We start from the raw sequence: 18148 nt of genomic DNA on the forward strand, positions 1-18148 counted from the left end.
ATTTCATGAGCAAGAAAGTACGCCTCGGCATCATCGGCCTTGGGCAGCAGGGCGGCGCCTACGCCAAATTCATCAAGGACGGCATGGTGCCGAACATGGAAATCGGCGCTATCTGCGACGTCGACCCCGCCAAGAAGGAACTCGCAGCTTCCCAGTACCCGGAGGCACCGTTCTTTGACGACTACATCGCCATGCTGGAAAGCGGGTCCGTGGATGCTGTGGTGACGTGTGTTCCGCACTACCTGCACCCCGAAATTGGCATCCAGACCCTCAAACGTGACATCCACGCGCTGGTGGAGAAGCCCGCGGGCGTCTACACCAAGCAGGTCAAGGAACTGAACGATTTCGCGGCCACCAAACCCGGGCTCACCTTCGGCATCATGTTCAACCAGCGCAACAACCCGCTGTACAAGAAGCTCAAGGAAATCGTCGACGGCGGCGAAATAGGCACCATCCGGCGCACCAACTGGATCATCACCAACTGGTGGCGTCCGCAGGGCTACTACAACTCCAGCGAGTGGCGCGCCACCTGGGGCGGCGAAGGCGGCGGCGTCCTCGTCAACCAGGCACCGCACCAGCTGGACCTGTGGCAGTGGATCTGCGGCGTCCCCAAGTCCGTCTACTCGAAGGTGGCGTACGGCTTCCGCCGTGACATCGCCGTCGAAGACGAGGTCACCGCCGTCGTTGACTATGGCGACGGCGCCACGGGCGTTTTCGTGACCGCCACCCACGACATCGTGGGAACCGACAGGTTCGAAATCCTGGGCGACCAAGGCAAGATCGTGGTGGAGGACAGCAAGGTGGCCACGGTGACGCGACTGGTCAAGCCCGAGCGCGAGATCAGCGATTCCATGGGCATGGACGATGTCCGCAAGCTTTTCATGGGCCAGTTGAACCGGGAGGAGCTCTACTCCACGGAAGTCATAGAGTTCGAGTCCGTCTGGGGCGGCCAGCACGCCGGCGTCCTGGAGAATTTCGCAGCCAACATACTGGATGGGACCCCGCTGCTTGCCCCCGGCTCCGACGGCATCAACGGCGTCCGCCTGGCCAACGCCATCCACCTCTCCAGCTGGACCGGCAAGGAAGTTTCCCTCGACTTCGATGAGGACGAATTCCTGCAGGAACTGAACAAGCGGATCGCGGAAGAGGGCACGTTCCCCGAGCGTTCGTAGTACCCGACCGGCCAACCGGCCAAGTAACGACGAAACCCGGCCCTACCCGCACGTCTGCGTGGCGGGGGCCGGGTTTCGCGTTGTGAGCCCGGGGCGTCAGCGCCGCTTCCACGGCATGGTGATCCGTTCCAGTACCGCGAACAACCCCGCGAAACCGAAACCGAACAGGGCCGTAACCACCAGGCCCACATACATTTGCTCCACCTTGAACACTTGCCAGCTGTTCCAAATGAGATAGCCGATGCCGCTGGTGGCTCCCGTGAACTCCACGGCGACAATGACCAGCAGGGCGACGTTCATGCCGAGTTTGAGCCCGGACAGGATGAAGGGGAGCGCTCCGGGAAGGGCGATGTCAAAGAACATCATGGTCCGGCTGGCCCCGAAGCTGGCGCCAACCTCCAGCTGGGTGTTGTCGATCGCTTTGACGCCCGCTGCCGTATTCACCAGGACGATGAAGAAGACCGCGACGGCCAGCACCATGTACTTGGAGCCTTCACCCAGGCCGAAGATCAGGATGAACAACGGCAGGATGGCCAGCTTCGGCACTGGGAACGTCGCATCCACCAAGGGCTGCACGATCGCGCGGATGACGGCCGACAGGCCCATGGCAAGGCCCAGGATCACGGCCGGAACCGCACCAATGAGGAACCCGATCACGATCCTGGAAAGGCTGATGCCGATGTGCCCCCACAGCTCCGTGCCCAGCAGCCCCTTGGCCAAAGCGAGGAAGACCCCGCTGGGCGCCGGGAAGAAGCGGTCATCCACAGCCCCGCTGCGCGAGGCCAGTTCCCAGAGCAGGAGAAGGACGACGGGCGAGGCGATGCTCAGGGCAAGGGTGACCCGCCTGCCCAGGGGACGCCTGCGCACCTTGAGGGTGGGTGCGTGGCCCGCCTCGATGGTCCGGGTTCCGTTGCTTTCCAGCGCCGTGCTCATTCGGTTGCCTCGTCTTCCTGCCGCAGTTGGCCCCAGATGCGGCCGAACATGGATCCATACCTTTGGTCCGACCTGACGTCGGCCACCTTGCGCGGCCGTTGGAAGACGGACGCTACGTCTATCACGTCCTTCACAGCACCCGGTCGTCCGCTCATCACCACAATGCGGTCACCGAGCACCAAAGCCTCGTCGAGGGAGTGCGTGACGTAGAGGACAGTCTTGGACGTTTCCTGCCAGATACGGAGCAGCAGTTCCTGGAGCACCAGCTTTGTTTGCTCATCGAGTGCTGCAAAGGGTTCGTCCATCAGCAGCATCTGGGCGTCGGTTGCGAAAGCCCGGGCCACCGAAACCCGTTGCCGCATGCCGCCGGACAACTGATGGGGATAGGCCTTGGCGAAGGGTGCCAGCCCAACGCGTTCAATGTACTCATCGGCAATGCCCCGGCGCTCCTGCCTGCCCAGCCCGCTGGCCTTGAGGCCGAAGCCGACGTTTTCCCGGACGGTCATCCAGGGAAAGACACCGTGTTCCTGGAACACCATGGCGCTCTCGGGGCGCTGTCCGCCCTCATCGTCGAAAATCCGGACGTCACCCCCGGAGGCTTCCTCCAGACCGGCCAGAACGCGGAGAAGCGTCGTCTTTCCACATCCGGACGGGCCCACGATCACCAGGAACTCCCCGCGCCGAATGCTCAGGTCGATGCCGTCCAGAGCCTTGAACGTGCTGCCGCTCAGCTTGAACTCAACGTTCAGCCCGCGGATGTCCACCTTGACCTCCGCGCCGGTTTTCGCCGGACTTTCCGGTATGACACTCATGCTGGTGCCCCTTGGATCACGGCGGTAGAGATGTTGTGCAGCACCATGGCGTTGAAGACATCGGGCCGCTCCCAGTAGGGCGAGTGGCCGGAACCCGTAACGACGTCGAAGGCAGCACCCGGGAGTGCCTGTGCCAAGCGGGCGTAGGCCGACGGCGTGGTGTAGGGGTCAGCGTCACCGGTGATCAGGTGGAGGGGGATCCCGCGGTCTGTTGCGCCGCCGGGCTCCAGCAACCATTCCAAACCGCGCAGGCCCCGCGGGCGGGGCGAGGCAGGCTGGTGGTTGCTTGCCGCCGTCGACGTCGGTTTTGCCACCCATTTGGCGGGGTCGGAAACGATGTCCTTCGGAACGTTGTCCTCCACCAGGGCACGCCATTCCATGGTTCCGGCCGGGTTATCGCCCCGGTAGGCGGGCCCCAGTTCACGCAGGTAGGGCGGGAGTGCCAGGAATTCGGGCGGCAACAGCGCCGATGTCCCCTCGGGGTAGATGTCCGCCGCGATGCCGGCCATGGAGCACACGAGTGTCAGGGAGGCCACCCAATCCGGGCGTGCAAGGGCAAAGTCGACCGCCAAGCGGCCTCCCGCTGCTGCCCCCACCAGGTGCACCGGTTCCCCGATTCCCAGTCCGTCCAAAAGCACCGCGAGGTCGCCGTCCGGGGTGGCGAACTTCAAGCCGTGCCGTCCGGAGGGGGTGCGGCCGTGGCCCCGGCGGTCATAGGCCACCGCGCGGAATCCGCGCCGGGCGAACCAGTCTAGTTGGTGCTTGAACGTGCCGAGGTTCCCTACCGCCGAGTGCAGAAACACCACTGTCCCTTGCTGTTCCGCTGCGATTCCCGTGTCGCACACCCAGGCGGTGTCGCCGTCGGAAATCGGGGCGAACCGACCCGGGATTTGGCCGTTTCCGGCAGCGGTCCCGGTACTCCGTTGTTGGTCAATCACAACCGTTGATCCTTCGCTCTGGGTCAATAATGTGAGCCAGCTTACCTAGAAGCGCATAAGTTTGATAGTCTGCAGTCTTATAAGACATTTGGTGCCCTATTGGAAACCGGGGCGTAGGAGGCGCGATGAATGTTCCCGAGTCGCTCGGCGAGCGCTTGGCCGGAAGCTGGGCAGGCTCCGCACCGCAGGCGCTGACGAAGTCCGAGTATGCCTACGCACGCCTGCGCCGCAGCATCCTCGAAAATGAACTGACCGCCGGTACCGTCCTGGACCAGGAACCCCTGGCCAAGGAGCTCGGGGTGTCCACCACTCCCGTCCGCGAGGCCCTGCGGAGGCTGGAGGCCGAACACCTCGTGGTCAGCCGGGCCCACCGCGAAACGGTCGTGGCGCCGGTGACCCAGGCGTTCGTGGACGAGATCTACCAAATCCGCCTCGCGCTCGATCCGCTCGCCGCGGGGCTTGCCACAACGCTGGCCACCGATGAGCAGCTGGCGAATATCGCCTCCTTCAGGCCGGGCCCGCCGGCGCGCTCAACCGGCCTGGAGCGTTTCCACTTCAGCCGCCACCTGCACCGGGCCATTTACAGCGCCTGCGGCAACAACCGGCTGGTGGACATCCTGGAGCAGCTCTGGGACGTCAGCGACCGGCGTCGTTTTTCCGTCCTCAAGTCGCAGAAGGCCGTGGCGGCCTCGCACACCGAACATGTGCACATCATCGACGCCGTCCTGGACCGCGACGCCGAGCTGGCATCCCGGCTGATGCACGAACACGTCCGCAACAGCGGGGCGGCCATCACCGATGAGCTGGGTGACGGATGCTGAACAACCTCGACGTCCTCCTGCCCAGGTGGCGTGCGGGTGAACCGGTAGCGATGACAACGGTCATCGGTACGCGGGACTCCGCGCCGCTGCCTGTGGGGTCGTCACAGATGACGACGGCGGACGGCCGGGTTTTCGGTTCGGTGTCCGGCGGCTGCGTGGAATCGGCTGTCTACGAGGCCAACATGGCTTGCCTTCAAGGTGCAGGGCCGCTGACGCAGGAGTTTGGCTTCAGCGACCATGACGCGTGGGAGATCGGGCTGACGTGCGGCGGCACGCTGGAAACATTCACGGAACTGCTGGACAGGGAAAGCCTTCCGTGGCTGGAAGAACTGGCGGAGGCCGCCGTCGGGGGTCCGCCGGCAGCAGTGGTGACCGTGGTCGCTTCGGACGCGCCACGCGTCCTGCCCGGCGCCAAAGTGTTTGTCCGGGGAGGCTCTGTGGCGGGGTCGTTTGGCACCCCGTCCGTGGATGCGTGGGCAGTTGAAGAAGCGCGGAGGGCGATCGGTGAACGCCGGCATGCCCTGCTGACCGGCAGTGTGGCCGGAGCTGAAGTCCGCGCCTTCGTCCAGGTGTTCTCGGGCAAGCCGAGGCTCATTATTTTCGGAGCCGTGGACTTCGCGGCAGCCCTCGCCAGGGCGGGGGCCTTCGTGGGGTACCGGGTGACGGTGTGCGACGCGCGGCCGGTGTTCCTTACTGCGGAAAGGTTTCCGGACGCTCACGAACTGGTCCATGGCCAGCCGCACGAGTACTTGGCCGCAGAGGCGGCAGCGGGTCGCTTGGACGGGCGGTCTGCCCTGTGCGTGCTGACCCACGACGTGAAATTCGACGTTCCCGTGCTGTCCGTGGCGTTGCGCCTGCCGTGGGGGAATTATGTGGGCGCAATGGGCTCGCGCCGTACACATCACGACAGGATCGAACGCTTGCGGGCCGAGGGGCTGGGTTCCTCAGAGATCGCACGCTTGCACAGCCCCCTGGGACTTGACCTGGGGGCCGTGACGCCGGAAGAGACCGCCGTCTCGATCATGGCGGAGATTATTGCTTTCGGTCCCGGCCGCAGCGGCGCATCCCTGAGCATGGTCCAGGGGCCGATCCACGGCACCGCGTTGGTGACTGCTTAGTCCCAAGCTGATTAATCCCAACAGGGGGACAGAAAGCGTTCTACTGAAGGAGGAGCGGTTGCTGTACCCCGCTTGGACGGGGTCAGCTCAAGGGGATCCGCAGCAGGACGGGGTCCAGCGCTTGGCCGGGCTGGTACTGCCCGCCGAACGTCGGCACGCCTGCTTCTGTGAGGCAAACCTTGTCCGCGGACCAGACCAGGTCTTCTCCGAGGGCTTCATACGCGCCGCCCTCCAAAGTGCACAGCACTAGCGGGTGTCCGGTGCCGCTGTCTACGCTGAGCGTGGCGGTGTCTTCTTGAATGTCCAGTTGCGGGTCACGCAGGGTTACCGCCAACAGGCCGCCGTGGGCCGTCAACTGCACGGTTCCCCGGAACGCATAGCTGCCGGGGGAGTCGAGGGCGTCAACCGCCAAGGGGAAGTTGAAAGCGCCCACGTCCAGCATGGATGCTCCACCATCGAGCTCTACTTGCGTGTCCTCGAGGGCGCCGAGGTACCGCATGAAGCTTTGCTTGATTCCCCACGTAAGCCCGGGAGGCGGACCCTGTGGTGCTACTGGTTCCTGGCTGGACACGGTATGCCCCTTTGCGATTGGCCGTAGTCTGCGACGTTGTGGTTCTGCATGCGATAACGCATTTATGCGCTAGGTGCCAAGATCATACACGGACTCAGGCCCGGACCGCGCTGAGGGCGAAATCTTCCGTCACGGCAGTACCTTGCACCTGCTTCCCGACGCCCATGAGCGTGGCCACGCGCAGGGCAACATGCAGCTCCTGCCGCACGCTGCCGTCCGCCAGGTCCAGCCCTGTGCATGTCGCGACGCGCTCAAGTCTGTAATACAGGGTGCTCCGGTGCAGATGGAGGCGCCGGGATGCTTCCACGGCGTTGCCGCCCGTGGCCAAGTACGCCCGGAGGGCTTCGATCAGCATCGGGGCGTTGCGGGTGGCCAGGAGCCGGCGCAGGGCGTCGGGCAGGTCCTCGGGACCCATCTCCTCGAAGGGCAGCTGGAGAAGAAGCCGGTCGTCGCCGAGGTCCTGCCAGGAAGCGCAGTCGCCATAGTTCGCGGGGTCCCGCAGCACTCCGCTGAGCGCGATCCGGGCCTGCCGGTGGGATCGGCGGACTTCCTCCAGCGAAGCCACGGGGCCGCCGGCCGCGGCAATGACGGTTTCGGCTCCGGTCTCTGCCAGTAGTGCGGCAAGGTCAGCCGAGTCAATGGCCCGCGGGATGATGACAACGGCTTCCTCGCCCAGCACAACGCCCAGGGAGCGCGTGGATCCGGCCGGGGCAATCCGGTTCAGGGCTTGCTGCAGGGGCATGTGCGGCGAACTCCCGGAGCCGTTCCTGCCGGGCCGCACGGCCAGGACCAACGTGGAGTAATGCTGCGCCGGCAGCAGCAGGTGCCCTCCTGCAATCTCGCGGACGGCATAGTCCCGCAAATGTTGGTCACGCCCCAAAACACCTTCGATCAACTGCCGCACATGTTCTCTTCCGCGACGCCGATCGAGCGATTTCTCCCACAGGCCCTCGCCTAACTGAGCGGCGGCCGAGGTGATCGCCCGCAGGGTGTCAGCCGGGATGGCCGGTCCGAACCGGTCGGGGAAAGAAAGGTAGCCGGTGACGGTTCCCGAGCTGCGGAGGGTTACGACGACGTGTCCCGGCCCGCCGTCCTTTCCCGGTATTCTTACGGGTTCGGTTGAGTATTTGACGCGGTACCGCTCCAGGCTTTCGATGGCCCCGGTGGTGCCCCTGCGGGAGACGATCATCGCCACTTGGGCTGCGTCATGCTCCACGTCCTGGTGGATGCTGTGCGCCACGAGTTCCATGTCCGCATCCAGCACAATCAGGGGCGCCCGCAGCTGGGTGAAGAGTTCCTGCACGATTGCATCCACAAACATTCCGTACTCCTTTGTACGACTCATTGACCAAGATGGCGGCGAAAAAGGTGCTCCAGCCACCGAAACCGCCAGGGACTCCGACACTGTGTAGGAGATCTGCCTCATAGTTTGCCACACAAGTGCGATTCTCAATAACGCACTAGTTAGGTAGAGTCGATGTCAGGCGGAAACGATGTGGTTCCCGTCACACGATGTGGTGGATGGAGTTTGATCAAATGCTGGAAGCGGAAGTCGCAACTGCGGCGCCGGAGGCCTTCGAAGCGCAGCTGATGGACCGGCTGCGGGCGTTGGACAGTTGCGCGGTCTCGGATGCATTGGACACCTTGGGGCTGCAGGGCGCTGTTACCGGACTGACGGCCCGGTGGACGCCGCGTGAACCTGCCGCAGGACGCGTTCGCACTGTCAAAGCAGCACCCAAGTCGGGGTCCGGGCCCACCACGCACATCGCTACTCCGCTGGTGGCCAAGGCCGATCCGGGCGACGTTGTGGTCATCGACAACCACGGCCGCACCGACGTCTCGTGCTGGGGTGGCCTGCTGGCGGAAGCGGCAAAGCAGCGTGGAATCGCCGGTGTCATTATTGACGGCGCCTGCCGCGACGTGCAGGAATCCGAAGCCGTGGGGCTGCCGCTCTTCGCCAGGACGGCCGTTCCGGTGAGTGCCCGCGGACGGATCGTCCAGGAATCGATGGACCAGCCGATCCAGGTCTGCGGAGTGCCCGTGTTCTCCGGTGATCTGGTGATAGCAGACTGGAACGGCGTGGTCTTCGTTCCGGCAGCCGAGGCAGAGCGCGTGATCGAGCTTGCCGAACGGATCGCCGAGCGCGAAGCGGGAATGTCCCAGGCCGTACGGTCCGGCATGAACGTCGCAGAGGTCATGCACGATTCCCGGTTCCCCGCAGTTGTGGCAGAAGCAGGAGCATCCGCATGAGCGTCGAAGCGGGAGTCCTGGACATCGACGCCGTCGAACTTCTAGCCATGGGATCGGCAACTCTCTACGAGGCATCCAAGAACGACCTTTACCTGGACGCAGCCTTCCGCCCTTCCTGGGACGGAGCCCAGATCGTGGGCCGCGCACTCCCGGTATCCGCCCGCCTCGGGGACAACCTCGCGCTCCATTGGGGGGTGGCCGACGCCGAGCCCGGGGACGTCCTGATGGTGGACGCCGGCGGGGGAGAGTTCGGCTACTGGGGCGAGGTCATGGCTGTAGCGGCGCAGGCCCGTGGCATCGCCGGACTGGTGATTGACGGCGGGGTCCGGGATACCCGCGAACTCGCCGCGCTCGGCTTTCCCGCCTTTTCCACCTCGATCTCCATCCGCGGAACCGAAAAGCAGTGGCCGGGAACCGTGGGACGGCACGTCACCCTGCGTGGCCGGGTGGTGGCCCGCGGAGACCTGGTGGTAGCGGACCGCGACGGCGTGTGCGTCATCCCCGCCGCCGATGTGTCCCGCGTCATCGAGGCCGCACGGGAGCGAGTGGCCAAGGAAGACACCTACATGGAACGGCTGCGCAACGGCGAACTCACGGTGGATGTCTACGGTTTCCGTGCCCTCGGTTCTCCACTGCGCGATTCCGACCAGCCCCGCGACTACCTAACAGGTCAATCCCGAACAGAAGGAGGCCTCTGACAATGGCACAGGAAACGCCCCTGAGTTTCGACCAAATCCCCGGAACCTACGTTTTTGACGGACGGCGCTCCCGCATGGGCTACCCGCTCAACAAGATGAGCGCAGCCCTGAACAGCCCCGCAGAACGCCAGGCCTTCCAGTCCGACCCCGAGGCCTTCATGGAACGCTTCGGCCTCACCGAAGAGCAGCGGGAGGCCGTCCGGACCCGCGACTGGCTCAGCATGATCAAGCACGGCGGAAACATCTACTTCGCCTACAAGATCGGCGTGATGGACGGACTGACCGTCCAGCAGGTGCTGGCGGCCATGACCGGAACAAGCGCCGAAGAGTTCAAGGAAATGATGAGCAACGGAGGGAGACAGCCCAATGGCTGAAATCGTCGCAGGAATCGGCATATCGCACGTTCCGGCACTCGGTCCCGCAGTGGACGCCGCCGCCACGGGGAAGGACACCAACCCGTTGATGAAGGCATTCACCGACGTCGGAAGCTGGCTTTCGGAAACCAAGCCCGATGTTCTGGTGGTCATCTACAACGATCACGGCGCATCATTCTCCTTCGATCTGGTTCCCACCTTCGCGATTGGCGCGGCGGAGTCTTACCTGCCGGCCGATGAAGGGTTCGGACGCCCTCCGCTGCCTGAGTACCCGGGAGACGCTGACCTCTCCTGGCACATCATCGACTCGGTAGTCCCGGAAGGTTTCGACCTGACGGTCTGCCAGAGCCTTGATGTCGACCACGGTTTCTCGACGCCCATGAAGGTGCTGTTCGGCACCCCGGAAGCATGGCCCGTCAAGGTCATTCCCCTGGCTGTGAACGTCGTCCAGCAGCCGACCCCCAGTGCGCAGCGCTGCTACGAGCTGGGACGGGCCATTGGCCGGGCGTTGCGTTCCTACCCGAAAGATGTCCGGGTCGCCGTCATCGGCACCGGCGGCATGAGCCACCAGCTGCAGGGCGAGCGCGCAGGGCACATCAACCCCGATTTCGACCGGAGGTTCCTCTCGGAGATCGCTAACTCCCCGGAGAGCCTGGCTTCCCTGAGCAACCCGGAATACATCAACCTGGCCGGTTCCGAAGGTGCCGAACTGGTGATGTGGCTGATCATGCGCGGCGCACTCGACGACGACGTCGAAACCGGCCTGAGCGGCTATGTCATCCCCGTGGCAAACACCGCCGCCGGTGTGGTTGCGATGCAAAACGCAGCCTCGGTCAAGAAGGCCGACGCGCTGCAAACCGCAGGTCGGTAGTACCGGCGTCACGCGTGGGCGGCGCACCTGCTAGCCGTCTGTGAATGAACTGGTTGTCTGAAAGGACTTAGCACATCATGAAAAAGTCATTCCTTGGCCTGCGCCTTGGGGCGGTCGCAGCAGCGATGGGCTTGCTGGCACTGACCGGTTGCGCGTCTGCGGGAAGCGGCGAAGCCGGTGCCGCGCCTGCCAAGCACGCCAAGGTCAAAGTGGCGTCACTTTCCGCGGCCGCCGACATCCCGTTGTACGTCGCCTTGGAGAAGGGGTACTTCGCCGAGGCCGGCTTGGACGTGGAACTGGTCCCGGTCAAGTCCTCGGCGGACATTCCCGCCCTCCTTGTCTCCAACGGTGTCCAGTTCGGTACTGGCCAGCCCAACGCAACGTTCTTCAACGCAGCGGCGTCGGGCATTAAGGATCCTGTCATCCTGGCCACCAACGTGTACTCGCCGAACACCAGCATTCCCGGCCTTCTCATCCGCAAGGACCTGGCGGACGCCGGCAAGGGTGCCGGCGACCTTGCCGGGGCCAGTGTGGCAATCGTTGGGCCGTCCACCAGCAGCGAGTACTTCGCCAAGTCGGCCATTAAGGCTGCCGGCGGCGACCCTGCCGCCAGCCAGTTCACCGTGATGGGCCTGCCGGACATGCTGTCCGCCCTGTCCAACAAGAAGGTGGACGCTGCCTGGATGTTTGAACCGCTGGCTTCCGTGGCCGTCGCCAAGGGAATCGCGGTACAGGCCGCCGGCGTCGGGAAGGTTGCCTCCGGCTTCCCCACCTGGCTCCAGGCCTCGGAAAACATTGTCAAGTCCGATCCCGAAGCCGTCACCGCGTTCTCCGCGGCCACCCTGCGGGCGCTGGAGTTCTACGACAACGCGTTGGCCGGCGGAAACCGGGACGAAGTTGTCAAGATCCTCACCAAGTACACCAGCATGACCGACCCCGCGGACTGGGCCAACGTGGAGCTTCCCACCGTGAAGACGGACGGAGTGTTCGACGAGGAATCCGTCTCCGCCTTCCAGGACTACCTGGTGGCAGCAAAAGTCACGGAAAAGGTCATACCGTCCAGCGACTACGTGGATGACACCTTCCGGGCCAAGGCCCTCGAATCACTGAAAAACAACAAATAGCGGGTAGTTCCACGGACCCGCTTCCCTGAACAGCTAAGGAAAAATGATGAGCACCGAATTGCTCGATACCAAAGGCCTTGTAGCCTCCGACTTGACGTCCCTCTTCTCCCCGGAGAACGTCGTGATCATTGGCGCCTCCGACCGCGGCCCCACTGACAAGGCACACAAGGACCTGACCAGGCTGGGTTTCTCCGGCAAGGTCTACCCGGTGAACCCCCGCCGCGAAGAACTCTGGGGCGTCCCCTGTTTCAAGTCCATCGCCGACGTTCCCGAACGTCCGGGACACGTGATCATCTCCGTCCCCGCAGCCATGGTTCCCGCCGCTTTGCGTGAAGCCATCGCTGCGGAGGCCCGTGCCATCGCCATCCATGCCGTCGGCTTCGGCGAAGGCGGAGACCCTGCAGGCCTGGCCCTCGGCGCCGAGATCCGTGCCATCGCCGCGGAAACGGACATTCCCATCGCCGGCCCGAACTTCGGCGGACTGTTCCGCCTCGACTCGGCAGTCATGACCATCGCCCTGGCCCGCACAGGGTCCGACGGCGGCTCAAAAGTCGCGCTGGTCGGCCAGAGCGGCGGTGTCCTCATGTTTACCTACGAGGCCCTGATGGACCGCGGCGTGGAACCCTCCACCTTGGTGGCTTCGGGTTCGGAAATGTCGCTCAGCTGCGCTGAGTACATCAAGCACCTGGCCACCGATGAGCGCACCGAGGTGATTGGCTGCTTCATCGAATCGATCAAGGACGTCGAGGCTTTCCGCGAAGCTGCCGAACTGGTCCGGGAACAGGGCAAGCGCCTTGTGGTCCTCAAGGTTGGTGCTTCGCCCGAAGGCCGCAAGGCCGCACTGGCCCACACCGGTTCCGTGGTCGGTTCCTTGCGCGCCTTCGAAGCGTTGGCCGCGGAGCTCGGCGTCGTAGTGGTCCACACCCAGGACGAACTGGTGGACGCCATCGAGCTGCTTCTCAACGCAGGCACGCTGCCTGGCCCGCGCATCGGCGTTGTATCCCACTCGGGTGGCCTGAAAGACCTCCTCATGGACTATGCCTCCGCCCAGGGAATCACGTTCCCGAAGCTCGACCCCGCCACGGTGGAGGCCTTGGACGCCATCCTGGGCGCCGGATCTTCCGTAGGCAATCCGCTGGACTCGGGCTTCCCGGGCCTGTCCAATCCGGAGATCTACGAGAAGTGTGTCCGTCTCATGGCAGCCGACCCCAACATCGACGTGGTGCTGGTGCAGGAAGAGCTGCCGCGCGGCCCGCACAAGATCCGCGAAGAAAAGTACCTGCGCAACCTGTCGGCCATGACCTCGGGTGAGAACCCGCTGGGCAAGCCCGTTGGTTCCATGTCCCTCTCTTCCTACTCGCTGACCGACCACGCCCGCGCCGTCCGCAAGGAACTTCCCGGCATCTACGTGCTGCAGGAAGCCAGCCGCGCACTCTCGGTGATCACCAAGGCCGGCCGCGCCGGAGCCTCCGCCCGTACCCGTCCGGGCCATGAGCCGCACCCCGAAGCCGCACGTATCCGGGCCGAGCTCAGCGCCAAGGCCGTGGCCGGAGAAGCCGTGAGCCTCTCCGAGTTCGATTCCAAGGCGTTGCTCCGCGAGTACGGCATTCCCACCACCTCGGAACTGCGGGCCGGCAACGTCGAAGCAGCTGTCATCGCCGCAGGTCAGATCGGCTACCCGGTGGTGCTGAAAATCAGCTCGGAGACCTTGACCCACAAGTCGGACATCGGCGGCGTGCTGCTCAACCTCAAGGATGAGGAAGCGGTCCGTGAAGGCTTCGCGCAGCTGCAGAAGAACCTTGCGGCAGTCCAGCCCGATGCCGCCCTGGAGGTGCTGGTGGCTGAATTCGTCTCCGGAGGTACCGAGCTGATGCTCGGCCTCGCCCAGGACGCCGAGGCCGGACCCGTCGTCGCCGTCGGCTCGGGCGGCGTCACCGTGGAACTCTTCGACGACGTCGCTGTTGGCCTCCCGCCCTTCAACCGCGAGACCGCCTCCGAAGTCCTGGCCCGGACCAAGGCCGGAACCCTGGTGACGGGCTTCCGCGGATCCTCCCTGGACCACGAGGGCGTGCTCGCGGCAATCCAGGGCCTGGGCCGCTTGGCCGTTGATCTTGACGGCCTGATCGAGGCCATCGACATCAACCCGCTGAACGTCTCCAAAGACAGGGTCATCGCCCTGGACGCACTCATCGTCCTCGCGGCCCGCTAAGCGCCCGGACCAGACGCCCGCACTCCCAGACCAGACCAGGAAGAAACCATGGAAAAGTTCGTCAACCACCGCATCGAAGACGGCGTCGGCTACCTCACGCTGGCAGACCCCGCCCGCCGCAACGCCATGACTCAGGACATCGTCGACCAAGCCATCGCAGCACTCGACGAGTTCGCCGCGGCCGGCATCAAGGTGGGCGTCCTCGACGCCCAAGGCCCGGTGTTCTGCGCCGGCGGAGACCTGAAAGCCAAGCGCATCCCCGGCGTCCCGCCGGCAGGGGTCCGCCTCATCCAGGCCTTCGAGGATTCACCGCTCATCTGGTTCGCCGCCGTCGAAGGTCCCGCTTTGGGTGCGGCGCTGCACCTGCTGAGCACCTGCCCCAGGGTCATCATGTCCAGCTCGGCCTGGCTCTCCATCCCCGAGTTCCTGCACGGACGGTTCCCGCGGCCCATCGTCGCGGCGCTTGCCGAAATCATCGGGCCACGCAAGGCACTGCGCCTGGCCATGACCGGTGAACGCGTTCCGGCCCAGCAGGCACTGGACCTTGGGCTCATCGAAGCGGTCGTCGATCCCGGCACCGCACTGGAGACCGCAACGCGGGAAGCCCAGGCACTGGCACAGATCAACGTCGAGGCACTGGAGAACGGCCGCCGTTCCTGGACCTCGCGACTGGAAACCAGGACGGCGTGACAATGCAGGCTCCGCAGCGGCTCTACCCATTGAACCTGACCGTCAACGGCACCGAGGTCAACGCCCAGGTGCCTGCCAGGCGTCGGCTGGTGGACTTCATCCGGGAGGACCTGGAACTGACCGGCACCAAGGTTGGTTGCGAGGTTGGCTTCTGCGGAGTCTGCTCCGTCATGCTCGACGGCGAACCGGTGGCCGCCTGCCACATGCTGGCGCTGCAGGCCCAAGGCCGCACGGTGACCACCATCGAAGAACTGTCGGCCCGCCCGGCCTGCTCCCGCCTGCAGGAAGCCTTCAAAGAGGAAGGCGGATTCCAGTGCGGCTTCTGTACCTCGGGCCAGCTGGTCATGGGCACCGCGCTCCTGGAGAAACACGATGTCTGCCAGATGGAGACGGCGGACATCGCCCTTGAAATGGCCGGTACATCCTGCCGTTGCACCGGCTACTACGGTATCCACCGTGCTCTTCGAAAGGCCGCACAATGAGCACCACCTATGCCACACCGGACACCATCGCCGAGGCCTGCGGACTCCTGGAAGCACCCGGCGCCTACGCATTGGCCGGCGGCGTTGCCTTCACCATGGCGTTGACAAAGGGACAAATCGACCCCGCATCGATCGTTTCCCTGGCAAGCATCGACGGGCTGCGCGGGGTTACCGCCGCGCCTGCCGGGGGCTTCTCCATCGGGGCGTTGTCAACGCACGGGCAACTGCTCCGCGACGAACGGATTGCCGCCCATGAGCCGCAACTGCGGGAGATGTTCGCCGACGTCGGAAACGTCCGTGTGCGGGCAGTTGGCACCTTGGGCGGCAACCTGGCTTACGCGGATCCGCGGCACGATCCGGCGCCGCTGCTGGGGGCCCTGGGCGCGGAGGTAGTGCTCGAGTCGAGCGCCGGCAGGCGGACGGTTCCGGTTGCGGACTTCGCCACGGGATCCTTCGCCACCGTCCTGAAACCGGGTGAACTGCTCTGCAGCGTCAACGTCCCGGCGCGCCCGGTCGGGACCCGCATCGGGTGGTGCAAGCTTCAAACCAACTCCCTTGACGACTACGCCACGCTCTCGCTCGCAGTAGGTTTCGAGGCAAGCAACGGCCGCATCACCCGGCCGCGCATCCTGGTGGGTGCCGCGGACACCCACGTCCACACGCAACGGGCGGCCGGCCTGCTGGAGGGCGCTGACATCGACGCAAACGGCCGGGTGGCACCCGAACTGATCGAAGAAGTAGCTGATGTCCTCGCCGCGGACATCAGGCCTTGCTCAAACCACCGCGGCAGCGCCATGTACAAGCGGGACCTCGTAAGGGTTGCCCTGAACCGGGCCATGATGCGAACCGCGACGCCCGCCCGCGCCGAAAGCTGCGCCCTATGAGCGGCGCTGAGTACACCGGCCGCGCGCCGGAGGGGCACGGCACGTCGGACGCGCATGAGCGCGTCACGGGCCGCGCGCTCTTCGCCCAGGACATCCCGGCGGATGCACTTCACATGGCTGTCCTGCGCTCTCCGTATCCGCACGCGGACATCCTGGGCATCGACACGTCCAAAGCGATCGCCGTTCCCGGTGTCCGGGCTGTACTCCACGCCGGAGACATCGGCGAGCGACGCTTTGGCCGGTTCACCCGGGACTATCCGGTGTTCGCCGTCCACAAGGTGGTCTTCGCCGGGCAGCCGGTGGCCGCCGTCGCAGCTGATGACCTGGAAACCGCCAGGCGGGCAGCAGGACTCATCTCGGTGGAATACGCAGAGCGTGCTCCGCTGCTGAGCCCGGAGGAATCGTTGTCCGAAACGGCCGAGGCGATCCATCCCGCCTACGCGGAGTACCTCAACGCTGTTCCCGTCCGCAGCCACCACAACGTCCAGGGCGAAGACGCCCGCGTCATCGGCGATCCTGAGGCTGCGTTCGCCGAGTGCGACGAGGTCTTCGAGAACACCTTCACATGGCAGCGCAGTTCCTCGGCTCCCATGGAGACCCATGGCGCGTTGGTGGACGCGAGCGGCGACCGGGTGATCGTGCACGCTTCGCACAAGGAGCCCTACAAGTTGCGGCGGGACCTCGCGGCGCTTGCCGGCAGGCCGGAGGAGGACTTCGAGATCCGACCGGTGAAGATCGGGGGAGACTTCGGTTCCAAGGGCAACCCGTTCGTGGAAGCCATCTGTTACTTCCTGTCCGCCCGCACCGGCCGCCCTGTCCGGGGTCGTCTGTCCTTCGCCGAGACCCTCGGGGCCACCGGGGGCCGCCACGCCGGCTCACTGACACTGCGTACCGGCCTGGCCGACGGCCGCATCCACGCCCACCAATCGCGTTTCGTCCTCGACGGCGGCGCTTTCGTAGCGCCGAAGCCGATGCCCAAGGGCATCCTCCCCATGCTGGGGTTGCCGCTGGGCGCTTACGACGTCGGACACCTGGACGAAAGTGCCATCGGCGCGTACACCACGACGCTTCCCGGATCGCATGTCCGCTCCCCGGGGGAATTCCAGACGATCTTCGCTTCCGAGTCCCACTTGGAGATGATCGCCCGGCAACGCGGCGAAGATCCTTTGGAGTTCAAGGGACGCCATGCACGGCTGGGCATCTCCAGGAAACTCCTTGAAAAGGTCCGCTGCGAGTCAGCCCTGTGGAAGCGGGGCGGCGAAGTGGACGGCCACACGGTGATCGGGACGGGATACTCGCTCTTCCATCGCAGTGCGGGCCCTGGTGACTCTACTGTCCGGCTCACGGCCAACGGCCACCGCGTGGTGCTGGAACTTGCCGTTCCGGACCAGGGCGCGGGCAGTTTCGAAACGTTCGGCAAGCTCGTGGCCACCCGCCTTGGCCTGGAAAGCTCGCACCTGGAGGTCAAGGGGCGGGGGACTGACAGCGGGCTGGTCGACCTGGGCGCCGGCGCAAGCCGCGTGACCGTCGTCGTCGGACGAGCCTGTGACGACGCCGCCGCCAAGCTGCTCGACGCGCTTCAGGTGAGTACGCCGTCGCCGGTCCAGGACACCCGTTATTGGATCGCCGACGCACTGGAGTCCCTGGGCGCCGCGGAAGTCGTGGTGGAAGGCCAGGGTTCCGTGGGCCGCGACGAAGTGGAGGGGCTGGGACATGCGCATGGCGCGTTGGCGGTCCAGGTCGCCGTCGAACCCGACACGGGAATCATCCGTGCGCGGCGAGCGGTGCTCGCGGTCAACGTGGGGCCGGTGCTGAACCCGGTGGGGCTGCGCGGCCAATTGGAAGGCGGTTTCGTCTACGGGCTGAGCCAGACGCTTTTCGAGGATCTCCGCCCGCAGGACGGCCGCATCGAGCTGGACTCGTTCAATGACTACAAGATCGCCTCCGGCGTGGACGTCCCCGAGCTCGCCTTGTACTTCGTGGACCAAAGCGAGCTTCCGGTGCACGGACTCACCGGCGTCCGGGCCGTAGGGGAACTCGTCAACATCGGAGTACCCGCCGCCGTGGCCAACGCCATTGACGACGCCGTGGGAGTGCGATTGACAACGCTTCCGTTGAGTGCCGAACGGGTTCTTGACGGCATCAGGAAAAAGGCTTCCCTGGCTGTGGCATCGCGCTAGGGAAGCCACTTCAAATCCTCA

The 18148-nt window shown here is 65.1% G+C and carries 18 protein-coding genes; 13 read left to right on the forward strand and 5 right to left on the reverse strand.

The genetic code is table 11. The features are described from left to right. Positions 1-5 precede the first annotated feature (5 nt). Positions 6-1172: a Gfo/Idh/MocA family protein gene (locus AUR_RS12805; RefSeq protein ID WP_128397168.1), complete on the forward strand. Its 1167-nt coding sequence runs from the start codon at positions 6-8 to the stop codon at positions 1170-1172. 96 nt (positions 1173-1268) lie between these two features. On the opposite strand, the gene AUR_RS12810 is transcribed toward AUR_RS12805, so the two are convergent. The 3 genes from AUR_RS12810 to AUR_RS12820 are packed head-to-tail and all read right to left on the reverse strand — an operon-like array spanning position 1269 to position 3855. Beyond that, entirely contained in the window at positions 1269-2105 is an 837-nt protein-coding gene (locus AUR_RS12810) for an ABC transporter permease (RefSeq protein WP_082694496.1), read from the reverse strand. Then, positions 2102-2917, reverse strand: a complete 816-nt coding sequence (locus AUR_RS12815) for an ABC transporter ATP-binding protein (protein WP_062094913.1) — start codon at positions 2915-2917, stop codon at positions 2102-2104. The genes AUR_RS12810 and AUR_RS12815 overlap by 4 nt, the downstream gene beginning before the upstream one ends. Continuing rightward, positions 2914-3855, reverse strand: a complete 942-nt coding sequence (locus AUR_RS12820; RefSeq protein ID WP_062094915.1) for an alpha/beta fold hydrolase — start codon at positions 3853-3855, stop codon at positions 2914-2916. Before AUR_RS12820 ends, AUR_RS12815 begins: the two co-directional genes overlap by 4 nt. 125 nt (positions 3856-3980) lie before the next feature. Between AUR_RS12820 and AUR_RS12825 the strand changes: the two genes are divergently transcribed. Next, the gene (locus tag AUR_RS12825; RefSeq protein ID WP_062094917.1) at positions 3981-4676 is read left to right on the forward strand and encodes a GntR family transcriptional regulator; all 696 of its coding nucleotides are present in this window, start codon (positions 3981-3983) and stop codon (positions 4674-4676) included. Then, positions 4670-5794: an XdhC family protein gene (locus tag AUR_RS12830; protein WP_062094919.1), complete on the forward strand. Its 1125-nt coding sequence runs from the start codon at positions 4670-4672 to the stop codon at positions 5792-5794. The genes AUR_RS12825 and AUR_RS12830 overlap by 7 nt, the downstream gene beginning before the upstream one ends. Positions 5795-5876: 82 nt before the next feature. On the opposite strand, the gene AUR_RS12835 is transcribed toward AUR_RS12830, so the two are convergent. Then, entirely contained in the window at positions 5877-6365 is a 489-nt protein-coding gene (locus tag AUR_RS12835) for an HtaA domain-containing protein (RefSeq protein ID WP_277749645.1), read from the reverse strand. 94 nt (positions 6366-6459) lie between these two features. Beyond that, positions 6460-7686 carry a PucR family transcriptional regulator gene (locus tag AUR_RS12840; RefSeq protein WP_062094924.1) on the reverse strand — a complete coding sequence of 409 codons (1227 nt, stop codon included), beginning with the start codon at positions 7684-7686 and terminating at the stop codon, positions 6460-6462. A 200-nt stretch (positions 7687-7886) separates the two neighbouring features. Here AUR_RS12840 and AUR_RS12845 point away from each other — a divergent pair, with 200 nt between their 5' ends. The 10 genes from AUR_RS12845 to AUR_RS12890 all read left to right on the forward strand — a co-directional run bounded on the left by AUR_RS12845 (position 7887) and on the right by AUR_RS12890 (position 18127). Then, positions 7887-8615 carry an RraA family protein gene (locus AUR_RS12845; protein ID WP_206616244.1) on the forward strand — a complete coding sequence of 243 codons (729 nt, stop codon included), beginning with the start codon at positions 7887-7889 and terminating at the stop codon, positions 8613-8615. Next, positions 8612-9313, forward strand: coding sequence for an RraA family protein (locus tag AUR_RS12850; protein ID WP_082694493.1), 702 nt, complete (start codon positions 8612-8614; stop codon positions 9311-9313). The genes AUR_RS12845 and AUR_RS12850 overlap by 4 nt, the downstream gene beginning before the upstream one ends. Positions 9314-9315: 2 nt before the next feature. After that, entirely contained in the window at positions 9316-9687 is a 372-nt protein-coding gene (gene ligA / locus AUR_RS12855; protein ID WP_062094929.1) for a protocatechuate 4,5-dioxygenase subunit alpha, read from the forward strand. Then, positions 9680-10558 (forward strand): class III extradiol dioxygenase family protein, encoded by an 879-nt coding sequence (locus tag AUR_RS12860; RefSeq protein WP_062094931.1) that lies wholly within the window; start codon positions 9680-9682, stop codon positions 10556-10558. Before ligA ends, AUR_RS12860 begins: the two co-directional genes overlap by 8 nt. A gap of 77 nt (positions 10559-10635) precedes the next feature. Continuing rightward, positions 10636-11682: an ABC transporter substrate-binding protein gene (locus AUR_RS12865; protein ID WP_062094933.1), complete on the forward strand. Its 1047-nt coding sequence runs from the start codon at positions 10636-10638 to the stop codon at positions 11680-11682. Between the two features lie 46 nt (positions 11683-11728). Next, on the forward strand, positions 11729-13891 hold the full coding sequence (locus tag AUR_RS12870; RefSeq protein WP_062094935.1) for an acetate--CoA ligase family protein: 2163 nt from the start codon (positions 11729-11731) through the stop codon (positions 13889-13891). 48 nt (positions 13892-13939) lie between these two features. Next, the gene (locus AUR_RS12875) at positions 13940-14581 is read left to right on the forward strand and encodes an enoyl-CoA hydratase/isomerase family protein (protein WP_062094937.1); all 642 of its coding nucleotides are present in this window, start codon (positions 13940-13942) and stop codon (positions 14579-14581) included. 2 nt (positions 14582-14583) lie between these two features. Then, positions 14584-15063, forward strand: a complete 480-nt coding sequence (locus AUR_RS12880) for a (2Fe-2S)-binding protein (protein WP_062094939.1) — start codon at positions 14584-14586, stop codon at positions 15061-15063. After that, positions 15060-15947, forward strand: coding sequence for an FAD binding domain-containing protein (locus tag AUR_RS12885; RefSeq protein ID WP_062094941.1), 888 nt, complete (start codon positions 15060-15062; stop codon positions 15945-15947). Before AUR_RS12880 ends, AUR_RS12885 begins: the two co-directional genes overlap by 4 nt. Continuing rightward, positions 15944-18127: a xanthine dehydrogenase family protein molybdopterin-binding subunit gene (locus tag AUR_RS12890; protein ID WP_062094943.1), complete on the forward strand. Its 2184-nt coding sequence runs from the start codon at positions 15944-15946 to the stop codon at positions 18125-18127. The genes AUR_RS12885 and AUR_RS12890 overlap by 4 nt, the downstream gene beginning before the upstream one ends. Positions 18128-18148: the final 21 nt, after the last annotated feature.

The organism is Paenarthrobacter ureafaciens (assembly GCF_004028095.1).
Taxonomy (GTDB): Bacteria; Actinomycetota; Actinomycetes; order Actinomycetales; family Micrococcaceae; genus Arthrobacter; species Arthrobacter ureafaciens.

What these genes read in the sequence shown, in the direction of transcription:
- AUR_RS12805 (WP_128397168.1), top strand. Translation starts at nt 6, where the DNA reads ATGAGCAAGAAAGTACGCCTCGGCATCATCGGCCTTGGGCAGCAGGGC.
- AUR_RS12810 (WP_082694496.1), bottom strand. Translation starts at nt 2,105, where the DNA reads ATGAGCACGGCGCTGGAAAGCAACGGAACCCGGACCATCGAGGCGGGC.
- AUR_RS12815 (WP_062094913.1), bottom strand. Translation starts at nt 2,917, where the DNA reads ATGAGTGTCATACCGGAAAGTCCGGCGAAAACCGGCGCGGAGGTCAAG.
- AUR_RS12825 (WP_062094917.1), top strand. Translation starts at nt 3,981, where the DNA reads ATGAATGTTCCCGAGTCGCTCGGCGAGCGCTTGGCCGGAAGCTGGGCA.
- AUR_RS12830 (WP_062094919.1), top strand. Translation starts at nt 4,670, where the DNA reads ATGCTGAACAACCTCGACGTCCTCCTGCCCAGGTGGCGTGCGGGTGAA.
- AUR_RS12840 (WP_062094924.1), bottom strand. Translation starts at nt 7,686, where the DNA reads ATGTTTGTGGATGCAATCGTGCAGGAACTCTTCACCCAGCTGCGGGCG.
- AUR_RS12845 (WP_206616244.1), top strand. Translation starts at nt 7,887, where the DNA reads ATGGAGTTTGATCAAATGCTGGAAGCGGAAGTCGCAACTGCGGCGCCG.
- AUR_RS12850 (WP_082694493.1), top strand. Translation starts at nt 8,612, where the DNA reads ATGAGCGTCGAAGCGGGAGTCCTGGACATCGACGCCGTCGAACTTCTA.
- ligA (WP_062094929.1), top strand. Translation starts at nt 9,316, where the DNA reads ATGGCACAGGAAACGCCCCTGAGTTTCGACCAAATCCCCGGAACCTAC.
- AUR_RS12860 (WP_062094931.1), top strand. Translation starts at nt 9,680, where the DNA reads ATGGCTGAAATCGTCGCAGGAATCGGCATATCGCACGTTCCGGCACTC.
- AUR_RS12865 (WP_062094933.1), top strand. Translation starts at nt 10,636, where the DNA reads ATGAAAAAGTCATTCCTTGGCCTGCGCCTTGGGGCGGTCGCAGCAGCG.
- AUR_RS12870 (WP_062094935.1), top strand. Translation starts at nt 11,729, where the DNA reads ATGAGCACCGAATTGCTCGATACCAAAGGCCTTGTAGCCTCCGACTTG.
- AUR_RS12875 (WP_062094937.1), top strand. Translation starts at nt 13,940, where the DNA reads ATGGAAAAGTTCGTCAACCACCGCATCGAAGACGGCGTCGGCTACCTC.
- AUR_RS12880 (WP_062094939.1), top strand. Translation starts at nt 14,584, where the DNA reads ATGCAGGCTCCGCAGCGGCTCTACCCATTGAACCTGACCGTCAACGGC.
- AUR_RS12885 (WP_062094941.1), top strand. Translation starts at nt 15,060, where the DNA reads ATGAGCACCACCTATGCCACACCGGACACCATCGCCGAGGCCTGCGGA.
- AUR_RS12890 (WP_062094943.1), top strand. Translation starts at nt 15,944, where the DNA reads ATGAGCGGCGCTGAGTACACCGGCCGCGCGCCGGAGGGGCACGGCACG.